General features: G+C 63.0%; 11 protein-coding genes and 1 pseudogene. 7 read left to right on the top strand and 5 right to left on the bottom strand.

What is annotated here, in order from left to right; genetic code table 11:
• Positions 1–28 precede the first annotated feature (28 nt).
• The gene (locus tag A2I95_RS19935; RefSeq protein ID WP_291732505.1) at positions 29–1,267 is read left to right on the top strand and encodes an MFS transporter; all 1,239 of its coding nucleotides are present in this window, start codon (positions 29–31) and stop codon (positions 1,265–1,267) included.
• Between the two features lie 5 nt (positions 1,268–1,272).
• Here the strand turns inward: A2I95_RS19935 and A2I95_RS19930 are convergent, their stop codons facing one another.
• Entirely contained in the window at positions 1,273–2,085 is an 813-nt protein-coding gene (locus tag A2I95_RS19930) for an ABC transporter permease (protein ID WP_027258190.1), read from the bottom strand.
• Between the two features lie 160 nt (positions 2,086–2,245).
• Here A2I95_RS19930 and A2I95_RS19925 point away from each other — a divergent pair, with 160 nt between their 5' ends.
• The gene (locus A2I95_RS19925) at positions 2,246–2,845 is read left to right on the top strand and encodes a GcrA family cell cycle regulator (protein WP_291732504.1); all 600 of its coding nucleotides are present in this window, start codon (positions 2,246–2,248) and stop codon (positions 2,843–2,845) included.
• Between the two features lie 132 nt (positions 2,846–2,977).
• Here A2I95_RS19925 and A2I95_RS19920 read toward each other — a convergent pair whose 3' ends face one another.
• The gene (locus A2I95_RS19920) at positions 2,978–3,496 is read right to left on the bottom strand and encodes a YHS domain-containing (seleno)protein (protein WP_291732503.1); all 519 of its coding nucleotides are present in this window, start codon (positions 3,494–3,496) and stop codon (positions 2,978–2,980) included.
• Positions 3,497–3,769: 273 nt separating this feature from the next.
• Here A2I95_RS19920 and yghU point away from each other — a divergent pair, with 273 nt between their 5' ends.
• Positions 3,770–4,645, top strand: a complete 876-nt coding sequence (gene yghU / locus A2I95_RS19915; protein ID WP_291732501.1) for a glutathione-dependent disulfide-bond oxidoreductase — start codon at positions 3,770–3,772, stop codon at positions 4,643–4,645.
• 265 nt (positions 4,646–4,910) lie between these two features.
• Here the strand turns inward: yghU and A2I95_RS19910 are convergent, their stop codons facing one another.
• Both A2I95_RS19910 and A2I95_RS19905 read right to left on the bottom strand, forming a co-directional pair.
• Complete coding sequence (locus tag A2I95_RS19910; RefSeq protein WP_291732500.1) at positions 4,911–5,702, bottom strand: SseB family protein; 792 nt, start codon at positions 5,700–5,702, stop codon at positions 4,911–4,913.
• Positions 5,699–6,292 (bottom strand): uracil-DNA glycosylase family protein, encoded by a 594-nt coding sequence (locus A2I95_RS19905; protein ID WP_291732575.1) that lies wholly within the window; start codon positions 6,290–6,292, stop codon positions 5,699–5,701. The genes A2I95_RS19910 and A2I95_RS19905 overlap by 4 nt, the downstream gene beginning before the upstream one ends.
• 266 nt (positions 6,293–6,558) lie before the next feature.
• On the opposite strand from A2I95_RS19905, the gene A2I95_RS19900 reads away from it, so the two are divergent.
• From A2I95_RS19900 to A2I95_RS19885, 4 genes are read left to right on the top strand one after another with little or no spacing between them, the layout of a single operon-like run.
• Positions 6,559–7,218, top strand: coding sequence for an ABC transporter ATP-binding protein (locus A2I95_RS19900; RefSeq protein WP_291732499.1), 660 nt, complete (start codon positions 6,559–6,561; stop codon positions 7,216–7,218).
• Positions 7,196–8,920, top strand: coding sequence for a capsule biosynthesis protein (locus A2I95_RS19895; RefSeq protein WP_291732498.1), 1,725 nt, complete (start codon positions 7,196–7,198; stop codon positions 8,918–8,920). Before A2I95_RS19900 ends, A2I95_RS19895 begins: the two co-directional genes overlap by 23 nt.
• 15 nt (positions 8,921–8,935) lie before the next feature.
• Complete coding sequence (gene kdsA, locus A2I95_RS19890; protein WP_291732497.1) at positions 8,936–9,769, top strand: 3-deoxy-8-phosphooctulonate synthase; 834 nt, start codon at positions 8,936–8,938, stop codon at positions 9,767–9,769.
• 21 nt (positions 9,770–9,790) lie between these two features.
• Complete coding sequence (locus A2I95_RS19885; RefSeq protein ID WP_291732496.1) at positions 9,791–11,287, top strand: phosphomannomutase/phosphoglucomutase; 1,497 nt, start codon at positions 9,791–9,793, stop codon at positions 11,285–11,287.
• Positions 11,288–11,527: 240 nt separating this feature from the next.
• Here A2I95_RS19885 and A2I95_RS19880 read toward each other — a convergent pair.
• Positions 11,528–11,988: pseudogene (locus tag A2I95_RS19880) on the bottom strand (AsmA family protein); the annotation flags it as partial.

Raw genomic sequence — 11,988 nt, 5'->3', positions numbered from 1 at the left:
TGTTCCCTAGCAGGACAGGAGGACGCAGATGCACGAGAGGCGGATACCCGAATGGCTGCGCCACGCGCCGGTGCCTTCGGTGCGGGACTTTGGCATCCTGGCGGGGCTCGAAGCGGTTGTGCGCGGCACGCTGATCTCAGTCTTTCCGCTGATCATGTACCGGGCCCTGGGGGATGCCGGGCTGGTGTCAGCCTCCTATTTCGCGGTTGGCATCCTGTCGCTGCTGGCCGGACTGATGATTCCGGCGCTGATCCGGCTGGTGCCGCGCCGCTGGGCCTATTCGCTGGGGGCGCTGATGTTCATCGCCTCTGCCGGCTTTGCCATCGAAGGCAGCCCGGTGTCGGTGCTTGCTGCCCTTGCACTGAACACAGTGGCGGCGGTGACCACGTTCATCTGCTTCAACGCTTATGTGCTGGACTACATTTCCCGGATGGAACTCGGGCAATGCGAAACCTCGCGGATGTTCTATTCGGCCCTTGGCTGGACCGCAGGCCCGGTGGCCGGCGTGCTGCTGCTGGAGATCTGGCCCCCGGCCCCATTTCTGATCTCTGGCGCTGCTGCACTGGTGATGCTGGCGGCCTTCTGGTGGATGCGCATGGGTGACGGCAAGCAGATCGCCCGCGCCCGCGGCCCGGCCTCCAATCCCTTGACTTACCTGCCCCGGTTTCTGGCGCAGCCGCGTCTGGTCGCCGGCTGGCTGTTTGCGGTGATCCGCTCGGCCGGGTGGTGGATTTACGTGGTCTACCTGCCGATCTTTGCCATCGAAAAAGGCCTGAGCGAGGAACTGGGCGGCCTTCTGCTGTCCGTGACCAATGCCGCCCTGTTCGGCGCGCCACTGCTGCAGCGCTGGGTGCAACGGCATTCGATCCGGTTTGCGGTGCAGGCAGGCTTTTTGGGGGTGACCGCCTGTTTTGGCGCCGCATGTTTTACCCAAGACTGGCCCGCAGTGTCGATCACCTTGCTGGTGGCCGGTTCGGCAGCACTGATTCTCTTGGATATCTGTGCGGGCCTGCCGTTTCTGATGGCGGTGAAACCGTCCGAGCGCACCGAGATGTCGGCAGTCTATTCCAGCTACCGCGACATTTCCGGCATTCTGACCCCTGGCGTTGCGTGGCTGGTTCTGCTGGCCGCGCCGGTTGCGGGGATCTTTGCCGCAGGGGCGGCAGCAACCGCAGGGGCGGTGCTGCTGGCGAGCAACCTGCACCCGCGGCTTGGACGCAGGAAACCGGTGCCTCCGTCAAGCGAAGATCCGGTTCCGGCAGAATAGCAGCGTCAGGGTTTAAGCCGGTACCCGGAACGCAGCATGGCCCAGGCCAGCAGGCACACTGCAAAGGTGGCGCCGCTGCAGACCGCAAGCCCCAGCAGCGGCGGGCTGTCAGAGGTGCCGATCACCCCGAATCGCACCCCATCGATCAGGTAGAAGACCGGGTTCAGATGCGAGATGACTTTCAGCACCGGAGGCAAAGCCTCGACCGAATAGAAGGTGCCCGACAAAAAGGCGAGCGGCGTGACGATGAAATTTGTGATCGCCGCCATCTGATCGAACTTGTCAGCAAAAACACCGGCGACGATGCCCAAGCCGCCCAGAAACGCCGCGCCCAGCACGATGAACACCAGTGCTGTCAGCGGATGCGCAGGCACGATCTGCAAGACCGCCATCAATCCCAGCCCGATGCCCAGTGCCACCAGCGTGCCGCGGGCGATGGCGCCTGCCAGATAGCCCAGCAGGATCTCCAGCCCGGACAGGGGCGGCATCAGCGTGTCGACGATGTTACCCTGCACCTTGGCAATCACAATCGAGGACGACGTATTGGCAAAAGCGTTCTGTATCACCGTCATCATCATGATGCCCGGCGCCAGGAAGGTCAGGAACGGCACCCCCATCACATCACCGCGCTGAGGGCCGATGGCGATGTTGAAGATCATCAGAAACAGCGCCGCGGTCATCAGCGGCGCCAGCAGGGTCTGGGTCCAAACTGCCAGGAACCGCTTCACCTCGCGCCAGGCCAGCGCCTTGAGCCCCAGCCAGTTCACCCGTCCGAACCGGCGTGCGCCCAATTCAACCTGATACCCCTGATCCGCCATGCTGCCCCCGTTTTTCGCTGCTTTGCCTGCATAACGGCTGCGGCAAGGGGCGCAAGATGCCTTGTAACTCCGCCCGGAGTGATTAAAATAGGGCGATCACACGGAATATGATGGCGGCCGCAGAATCCCTGGGGCCGCTATTAGCTTGGAAAGGCAACAGATGTCCTGGACAGACGAGCGCGTCGAACTGCTTAAGAAAATGTGGGGCGAGGGCCAGTCGGCCAGCCAGATCGCCAAGGAACTGGGCGGCGTTACCCGCAATGCGGTGATCGGCAAGGTGCACCGCCTCGGCCTGTCCAACCGCAACAGCGGCACAACCAAGGCCGCCGAGCCGAAGGAAAAGCCCGCCGCAGCCGCCGCAGCTGCAGCACCGAAACCTGCGGCCGCAGCGAAACCGAAGCCGCAGCCCAAGACCGAGCCGGCCCGCCCCGCAGCGGTCCAGCCTGCCTCAGCCGAAGCCAAACCGGCGACGCCTGCCCGCCGCCAGATCATCCCGGCCGGCCAGCCATTGCCGCCCCAGCCTTCGGCCAATGAAATCAGCCCCGAAGCGCTGGCCAAGGTCAACGAGATCGAAAAGAAGGCCAAGAAGCTGACCCTGATGGATCTGACCGAACGCACTTGCAAATGGCCGGTTGGCGACCCCGCAACCGAGGACTTCTGGTTCTGCGGCCTGCCCTCGCAGCAAGGCAAACCCTATTGCGAGGCGCATGTGGGCGTGGCCTTCCAGCCGATGTCCTCGCGCCGGGACCGCCGCCGCTGAGGATCAGGCGGGCGCTGACAGCCTGTGTGCAGACCTATAAGACAATTCAAACCCGCGCCTTGCAGCGCGGGTTTTCTCATTTCCGCCGCCCGCCCGGCCTTGCGGCCAGGCAGATGAGAGTTTTACCTCAGATCAGTTTGCCACCGGTCCGGCAGAGGTGAACTTCGGGATCACGCTGCCCGAGGCCGCGTCCGGCTCAATCCCCGGCCAGTTGCCTTCGGCCAGGTTGATGTTTTCCGGAATGTCCTCTTCCCAGAAGCCAACGACAACGTCGGTGATGTTCAGATACAGCTTGTCATCGACGATGCGCCACAGGTTCGGATTGGCCGGCACCTTTCCGCCACGCGACACGCCATAGGCACAGTGGCCGTCATACTGCGGCGCATAATGGGCCGGATTTTCCAGAAACGCGTCTCGGTTCTCCTCGGTCGAGAACGCCCAGGTCGCGCCGTTGTAGTCAGCGGTGATATTCGCATGGCCCCGGACTGGTTCAGGCTGCGCAGTGCCCACCGGGTTCATATCCAGACTGCGGTAGGCCACCACGTCATAGCCGGAGACAGCAAATCCGGTGCCATCGACATATTGCTCGCCTGCAAAGGCCGGCAGGGCAAAGGACAGCGCTGCCACGGCAGCAAATGCAAAACGCTTCATGAAATCATCCCTTTCATCGGTGATCGCTTCAACTTGGGCACCGGCATCCTGACCGGCTTCGGAACAGACATTATAGGGCCTGCAGCAAATGCGAAGGGGGGCTCACGCCTCTGTGTCCGCACACGCGGCTTCTGTGAACTTTTGAAAAATTTGCGTCGCCCATACCTTCCAGTCATTGGAAATTGTAAATATCCCCTTATCTCTGCCTGAGCCGATCGCCGCAGCATGTGCGATTGCCCCCATTCAGGAAACAATCATAACAAGGCCCGACAGATGAGCGACACCCCCTATACCCCGCCGAAGGTCTGGACATGGGACCAGGAAAACGGCGGCGAGTTTGCCTCCACCAACCGCCCCATTGCCGGTGCGACCCATGACAAGGAACTGCCGGTGGGCAAGCACCCGCTGCAGCTATACTCCCTGGCGACCCCGAACGGGGTGAAGGTCACGGTGATGCTTGAAGAGCTGCTGGCCAAGGGCCACGCGGGCGCCGAGTATGACGCCTGGATTATCAAGATCGGCGACGGCGACCAATTCGGCTCGGGGTTCGTGGAGATCAACCCGAACTCGAAAATCCCGGCGCTGCTGGACCGCAGCGGCAATGAACCGGTGCGGGTGTTCGAGAGCGCTTCGATCCTGATGCATCTGGCGGAGAAATTCGGCGAGTTCCTGCCGGAAGGCGGCGCGGCGCGCATCGAGACCCTGAACTGGCTGTTCTGGCAGATGGGCAGCGCGCCCTACCTGGGCGGCGGCTTTGGCCATTTCTACGCCTATGCGCCGGAGAAATGGCAGTACCCGATCGACCGTTTTGCGATGGAAAGCAAACGCCAGCTCGACGTGCTGGACCGGCAGCTGGCGGAGCGCAGCTATATCGCCGGTGAGGATTACACCATCGCCGATATGGCGATCTGGCCCTGGTACGGCCAGCTGGTTCTGGGCCGTCTTTATGATGCCGCGGAATTCCTGGACGCGGAAAGCTACAAGAACGTCGTCCGCTGGGCCAAGGCCATCGACGCCCGCCCGGCGGTGCAACGCGGCCGCATGGTGAACCGCTCCTTTGGAGAACTGGATACCCAGCTGCATGAGCGCCACGACGCAAGCGATTTCGACACCCGCACCCAGGACAAGCTGGAACCGGCAGCGGAATAACTGCGCACGATGCCCTCCCGCGCCCGCGCAAGTCCGGGCCATGCCCGGACTTGCCTTATGCGGCCTTGGGCCCGGCGCCGCGCTGATGCGCGGCGCGCCACCGCCCGGAAACAGGCAGAACATCCTTGAACAGGCGCCTTAAGGGCAGGCCTGCCCTTAAGCGCTTTTCAGAAGGCCCCCTGCGCTGTGCACAGCACAGCGCCACGCCCAACTGCGAGGCACATTTTCCAAATGTGCCGGAACAGGCGGGAGCCTCCCCCTCCTGCTACACCAGCCGCGGCGGCTTGTCCGGGTTGCTGCCCGGGATCTCCGGCTGATAGCTTTCCGGTTCCGGCGGCTGCGGCAGGTCAAAGCGCAGGCCCGCGCGTGCCAGGCTGGCAGCAACCGGATCCTCCAGCTCGAAGAACGCAACATCCATGGCACCGGCCTCAACGCCGGAAAAGGTCAGCGCTTCGCCGGCGGCCTTGGCCAGCGACGGCTGCGCGGCCTCTCTGGCACCGACAAAGCCCAACAGATGCCCGCGCCCGCCGCCTGCATAGCGCACGCCGGCCAGATAGGCCGCTGCGGCCAGCCCGCCAGCGGTAGCCAGTTTGGCATCCAAGGCCGTCAGCAGCACCTCCGGAAGCCCGGCAGGCGCTGTGAACTCCGTGATCTTGTCCTCCACTTCTTCGGGGGCGTGGCCCAGTGTCTGATACAGCCAGCCGATAGCCTCTGCCGGGATCAGAATTGATGAGGGCGCCACTTCCAGGTTCAGGCCCAGCCCGATCCCCTGCCCCGCCAGCAACTGTGCAACAACCCGCCCCGACAGCGCTGCATAAGGCACTGCCCGGCCGGCAAATCCCGCCAGCCGCTCCTCACGGTCGAACACCAGCACAAAGGAACCCTCCGGCGTCTCAAACAGCTCCGGCGAAATCTGATCTCCATCGGCCTCAGCCGCCAGCATCAAAAACAGCTCGGCATCCGACAGACGCTCAAAAAACCGCAGCCGGGCAGCATCGTCCTGCGGCGCGGTCTCCATCGCGGCATGGGCCAGGTCCAACAGAGTTTGTTCGGTCATTGCATCAGCTCCCTCACCCGGGCCTGCAAAACCGGCAGCAGCTCGGCTTCGAACCAGGGGTTTTTCTTCAGCCATCCGGTATTACGCCAGGACGGATGCGGCAAGGGGAAGACCTGCGGCGCATGATCCCGCCAGCCCTGAACCAGCGGCGTCACCGGCCCCTTTACGCCGAGGTGATAGCGCTGCGCATGCGCACCGACCAGAACCTTGAGGCGGACATCCGGCAGCTGCGCCATCACTTGGGCATGCCAGGTCTTACTGCACACGGCAGGCGGCGGCAGATCGGCCTTTTTCTCGTTGTAGCCGGGAAAACAAAACCCCATCGGCACCACGGCCACCCGGTCCCTGTCATAGAACTCCGCCTCAGTGAGGCCCAGCCAGCCGCGCAGCCGGTCACCGGACGGGTCAGTAAAAGGCCGGCCGCTTTCATGCACCCGCGCCCCCGGGGCCTGACCGGCAATCAGGATCCGGGCTGAAGGACGGAACCACACCACGGGGCGCGGCTCATGCGCCGTGGCAGTGGCGGCAAATCGCTCCGCACAGATCCGGCAGCCCCGAATCTCTGCTTTCAATTGCTGCCCGGCCCTCATTGTCCCGCCTTTGGAAACAGTCATCGCTTACTCCGCCTTGCCATCCTGCCGGCAAAAAACACGTCCCTCATCCCGGATCGGGGGTGAATTGGTTAAAACTTCATTGATCAATTATGGTACAATTCGACATAATAAGGCCAAATTCGCGGCGTAGGCCATTAACACTCTTTTGATACCAAAGAGCCACGGGCGCGTCAGAGCGCCGATGTGGATATGAGGCAGACAGAGCCCGCAAGAGGGCCGCACGAGCAGCACCGGAACCAGCAATGCTTGAGTTTGAAAACGTCAGCAAGTCCTTCTGGACGGGAACCCAGCGCAAGGTGATCCTTGACCGCGTGTCGTTCCGCGTCGAGCCGGGCAAATCGCTGGGTGTGCTGGCTCCGAACGGCACCGGCAAGACCACGCTGATCAACATGATGGCCGGGCTGGAAAAACCGGATGAGGGCGAGATCCGCCGCAATTGCAAGATTTCCTTTCCGCTGGGGTTCATGGGCGGGGTGATCAGCCGCCTGTCCGCAATGGAAAACTGCCGCTATATCGCCAAGCTGTACGGGCTGGATCCCGACTATGTGGAGGCCTATTGCCGCTGGCTTTGCGGTCTGGGGGAGTATTTCGATCAGCCGCTTGGCACCTATTCTTCGGGGATGCGGGCACGGTTCAGCTTCTCGCTGATGCTGGCGCTGGACTTTGACATCTACTTGATCGATGAAGGCATGCCCAGCACAACGGATGTGGAGTTCAACCGCAAGGCTGGCCAAATCCTGCAGGAGCGGCTGGCGACAACCACAATCATCATCGTCTCCCACCAAGCCAAGACGCTGGAGAAATTTGCACGTTCAGCTGCGGTCCTGCTGCAGGGCCAGTTGCACATTTTTGACACTTTGGAAGAAGCGAAACAGCTCTATGACTACGAAACCGAGAGCTAAAAAGTTCCGCATCCGCCGCAGCCCCGCTGCAGCCGGAGCCAGCGGCGCCGGGGATCAGCCTCAGGCGGCCGGCGCCGCCGCAAGCCCGGCCGGGCCTTCCCAGCCCCGGACCGCGGCTGCCGCCGCCCGGCCCGCGGCGCCGGCAGCAGAACCGGCAGCGCAGGCAGCTCCGTCGAATCCGGGCGCAGCCCATCCGGCTGAAGCGCAACCTGGCGGCGCGCCGCTGTCCGGCATGGTCAGCTCGGCCCGCGAGACCCGGCAGGAAACCGATATCGATGCAATCCGCCACGAAGGCCTGACCGGCCGCCAACTGCGCCTGGCCCGCCGGATGGCGCAGAAACATAACCTTGCCGCCACCTCGGATTTTGAGGCCGTGCGGATGCTGCGCGAGCGCGGCATCGACCCGTTCAAGCGCGCCAATATGCTGGAACTGGTGGTGCCGCAGAACAAGGCGCAGCCCGCAGGCACCCCGCCTGCGCCCGGATCGGTCCAGCTGCCGCAGACAGTGCCCGCGGGCAAGACCACCCTGCCCTCGACCGAGCTGAGCCCGGCAGAGCGGCGCACCCGTGAAATCCAGGAAATCCAGCGCGATATCGCCCGCCGCCGCCGCCGCAAATTGACCTTGCTGGCCGCCCGGCTGGCCTTTTTCGTGCTGCTGCCGACGCTGGCCGCTGGGTTTTACTTCTACTCGGTGGCCACGCCGATGTATTCTTCCAAATCTGAGTTCTTGGTGCTTAAGGCCGACAGCGCGGGCGGCGGTGTCGGCGGCTTGCTGTCCGGCACTCAGTTCGCCACCAGTCAGGATTCTATTGCGGTGCAAAGCTACCTGATGTCCAAAGAGGCGATGCTGCGGCTGGACCGAGAGGCCGGTTTCAAGGCGCATTTCACCCAGGACTGGCTGGACCCGATCCAGCGGCTGGAGAGCGGCCCGACAAACGAGGAGGCCTATGCCACCTACAGCCGCAACGTGAAGATCGGCTATGACCCGACCGAGGGCGTGGTGCGGATGGAAGTCTCTGCTGCCGATCCCGAAGCCGCGGCGGAATTTTCCCGCAAGCTGATCTCATATGCGCAGGAAAAGGTGAACAACCTCTCGCAGCAAAAGCGGGCCGACCAGATGTCCGAAGCGGCATCCGCGCTCTCTGATGCCGAGGCCCAGCGCCGCGCCGCACAGGAGCAACTGGTTTTGCTGCAGCAGCAAGGGTCAGTTCTGGACCCCGAAGGCGTGGTGGCGTCGCTGCGCCAGCAGATCAGCACCTTTGAAATCCAGCTGGAGGAAAAACGGCTGGAGCTCGCCGCGCTTCAGGACAACGCCCGCCCCAACCGCGCCAAAGTGTCCGGCGCGGAGGCAGACATCCGGCGGCTGAAAGCGGTGATCGCAAGTCTCAACAACCGCATGGTCGATGCCTCGGCCGGCGAAAACTCGCTGGCCAGTCTGCGGATCCAGATTCAGATGGCTCAGGCCGATCTCGCGACCCGCGACCTGATGCTGCAATCGGCCTTGCAGCAAGTGGAAACCACCCGTCTGGAGGCCAACCGCCAGGTCCGTTATCTGACCACCGCGGTGGAGCCTGTTCCCAGCCAGGAGCCGTCTTATCCGCGCAAGTTCGAGAATACCGTTTTGGCTTTCCTGATTTTTTCCGGTATTTATCTGATGTGCTCGCTTACCGCGTCTATCCTGCGGGAACAGGTCTCATCATAAAGCTATCGGAAGCTCATGAAAAACATCGATATCGCCGGCCTCACTATCGGCAATGATTGTCCGCTGACATTCATTGCCGGCCCCTGCCAGCTGGAAACTGCAGATCACGCCCGGATGATTGCCGGGCAGCTGAAAGAGGCCTGTGACAAGGCCGGCGCCCAGTTTGTGTTCAAAGCCTCCTATGACAAGGCCAACCGGACCTCGCTGTCCGGCCAGCGCGGGCTGGGGCTGGACGAGGGGCTGAAAGTGCTGGACACAATCCGCACGGAATTCGGCGTGCCGGTGCTGACCGATGTGCACACCGAGGCGCAATGCGCGGTGGCGGCGGAGGCGGTGGACATCCTGCAGATCCCTGCCTTCCTGTGCCGCCAGACCGACATGCTGCTGGCCGCAGGCAACACCGGCAAGGCGGTGAACATCAAGAAGGGCCAGTTCCTGGCGCCCTGGGACATGGCCAATGTGGTGGCCAAAGTCGAAAGCACTGGCAACACCAATATCCTGCTGACGGAACGCGGCACTTCATTCGGCTACAACACCCTGGTGGCCGACATGCGGTCGCTGCCGCAGATGGCGCAGGGCGGCTACCCGGTGGTGATGGACGCCACCCACTCGGTGCAGCAGCCCGGCGGCAAGGGCGGCTCCACCGGCGGCCAGCGTGAATTTGCGCCGCTGATGGCCCGCGCAGCGGTATCGCTCGGCATTTCAGCAGTGTTCATCGAAACCCATCAGGACCCGGACACAGCACCGTCCGACGGGCCGAACATGATCTACCTGGATCAGATGCCGCAGCTCATCGGCAGCCTGATGCGCTTTGATGCGCTGGCCAAGGCCGATCCCATCCGTATTTGAACCAGCAAAGAGATTTCAGAGATGACAAAACCCCAGCCAGAGGTGACCCCGAACACCTGGAGCTTTCTGCGCGACGCGATGATCAAATCCACGGGTTTCCGCGAGTACGACGCACGCTGGAAGTACCCGGAGGAGATCAACCTCCCCGGCATGACCGCCCTGGGCCTGGGCCTTGGCACCCAGATGCGCATACGCGGCATCGAGCCGGTGATTGCGGTCGGCAACGATTACCGGGATTATTCGCTGGCGATCAAAAACGCCCTGATCCTTGGCCTGATGCAGGCGGGCATCCAAGTGAAGGACATTGGCCCCGCCGTGTCGCCAATGGCCTATTTCGCGCAATTCCACCTGGACGTGCCCGCGGTCGCCATGGTCACCGCGTCGCACAACCCCAACGGCTGGACCGGCGTCAAAATGGGCTTTGAGCGCCCGCTGACCCACGGCCCGGACGAGATGGGCGAGCTGCGCGATATCGTGCTGAACGGCGAAGGCCGGCCTGCTCCGGGCGGCTCTTATGAATTCGTGGATGGCGTGAAAGAGGCCTATCTCGACGACCTGGCGGGTGATTTCAAAATGTCCCGCCCGCTGAAGGTGGTCTGCGCCACCGGCAACGGCACCGCCTCTGCCTTTGCGCCGGAGCTGTTCAAGCGTTTGGGTGTCGAAGTGGTCGAGAGCCACAACCGGCTCGACTACACTTTCCCGCACTACAACCCCAACCCCGAAGCCATGGAAATGCTGCATGACATGTCCGCCAGCGTAAAAGCCTCGGGCGCCGATCTGGCGCTAGGCTTTGACGGTGACGGCGACCGCTGCGGCGTGGTGGATGACGAGGGCGAGGAGATCTTTGCCGACAAAGTGGGCGTGATCATGGCGCGTGATCTGTCCAAGCTCTATCCGAACTCCACTTTTGTGGCCGACGTAAAATCCACCGGCCTGTTCGCCTCTGACCCAGAGCTGCAGAAGAACGGCGTGACCGCGGATTACTGGAAAACCGGCCACAGCCACATGAAGCGGCGGGTCAAGGAAATCGGCGCCCTGGCCGGCTTTGAGAAGTCCGGCCACTACTTCCTGGCCGAACCCATCGGCCGCGGCTATGACTGCGGCATGCGGGTGGCGGTTGAGGTCTGCAAGATGCTGGACCGCAACCCGGACCAGTCGATGTCCGACCTGCGCAAGGCGCTGCCCAAAACCTGGTCCACCCCGACCATGTCCCCCTATTGCGCCGACACCGAGAAATACGACGTTCTGGAGCGGCTGGTGCAGAAACTGGTGGCCAAGCATGAGGCGGGCGACAGCCTTGCCGGCCGCGCCATCAAGGAAGTTGTCACCGTGAACGGTGCGCGGGTAATCCTGGACAATGGCTCCTGGGGCCTGGTGCGCGCATCCTCGAATACGCCGAACCTGGTGGTGGTCTGCGAAAGCTCCGACAGCGAAGACGAGATGCGGGCGATCTTTGCGGATATCGACGCGGTGATCCGCACCGAACCGCTGGTGGGCGACTACGACCAGACCATCTGACCTTGGCCACAAGGTTTTTCGCCTGCTGGCGCAGGCGGCAGTCTGAGTGGTTTCGCCTGCTGGCGCAGGCGATCCGCGCCCGCCTTCGGCGGGCGCTTTCATTTGCTGAGACGCGATGTAAGGGCAGGTCTGCACTTACATGCTCCAATTCGAGTGTAAGTCGCCTGCAGCCGCGTCAAGGACAGGCCGGGCTGTGGCCTCTCGGCCCTCCTTGACCCGGGGCCCTCCAGCTGGAGGAGGTCAATCGCCGCCCAGCAGCCTCAACAGCTGGTCCCGGGCTTCCTGTTCGATACGCTCTTTCAGCACGTCATTCAGATCCTGTTCCGGCGCGATTTCGGTGTTCAGTTCCTCACTCAGCTTTTGGCGCACCCTGTCCTTGGCCTCCTGCTCAATCTCGTCGATCTTCGGCTGCAGCGCCTGGCTCAGGTCCGGACGGATATCCGGGTTTTCCCAAGGACCGGTGATCCGCACCGGGATGGTCAGCACCTGATCACGGCCTGCCCGCACCAGCTGGGGGATAAACAGGTAGTCCAGATCCCGCGCGCCCAGCCCGATCCGGCCCTTGCCTTCGGCCCGGAACCCCTTGAGCAGAACCAGAAGATCCTGATTGCGCAGGTTGCCGCCTTCAATCGTGTAACTGGCTGTCATCTGATCAAACACGGTGCTGCCGCCATTGCCGCCCGAGCGCATCAGCTGCTCCA

This window comes from Leisingera sp. F5 (genome assembly GCF_001593695.1).
Note: the sequence above shows the minus strand (reverse complement) of the source record. Positions and strands in the feature narration are given on the sequence as shown.

What these genes read in the sequence shown, in the direction of transcription:
- A2I95_RS19920 (WP_291732503.1), bottom strand. Translation starts at nt 3,496, where the DNA reads ATGAAGCGTTTTGCATTTGCTGCCGTGGCAGCGCTGTCCTTTGCCCTG.
- A2I95_RS19905 (WP_291732575.1), bottom strand. Translation starts at nt 6,292, where the DNA reads ATGAGGGCCGGGCAGCAATTGAAAGCAGAGATTCGGGGCTGCCGGATC.
- A2I95_RS19910 (WP_291732500.1), bottom strand. Translation starts at nt 5,702, where the DNA reads ATGACCGAACAAACTCTGTTGGACCTGGCCCATGCCGCGATGGAGACC.
- yghU (WP_291732501.1), top strand. Translation starts at nt 3,770, where the DNA reads ATGAGCGACACCCCCTATACCCCGCCGAAGGTCTGGACATGGGACCAG.
- A2I95_RS19895 (WP_291732498.1), top strand. Translation starts at nt 7,196, where the DNA reads ATGACTACGAAACCGAGAGCTAAAAAGTTCCGCATCCGCCGCAGCCCC.
- A2I95_RS19885 (WP_291732496.1), top strand. Translation starts at nt 9,791, where the DNA reads ATGACAAAACCCCAGCCAGAGGTGACCCCGAACACCTGGAGCTTTCTG.
- A2I95_RS19925 (WP_291732504.1), top strand. Translation starts at nt 2,246, where the DNA reads ATGTCCTGGACAGACGAGCGCGTCGAACTGCTTAAGAAAATGTGGGGC.
- kdsA (WP_291732497.1), top strand. Translation starts at nt 8,936, where the DNA reads ATGAAAAACATCGATATCGCCGGCCTCACTATCGGCAATGATTGTCCG.
- A2I95_RS19900 (WP_291732499.1), top strand. Translation starts at nt 6,559, where the DNA reads ATGCTTGAGTTTGAAAACGTCAGCAAGTCCTTCTGGACGGGAACCCAG.
- A2I95_RS19930 (WP_027258190.1), bottom strand. Translation starts at nt 2,085, where the DNA reads ATGGCGGATCAGGGGTATCAGGTTGAATTGGGCGCACGCCGGTTCGGA.
- A2I95_RS19935 (WP_291732505.1), top strand. Translation starts at nt 29, where the DNA reads ATGCACGAGAGGCGGATACCCGAATGGCTGCGCCACGCGCCGGTGCCT.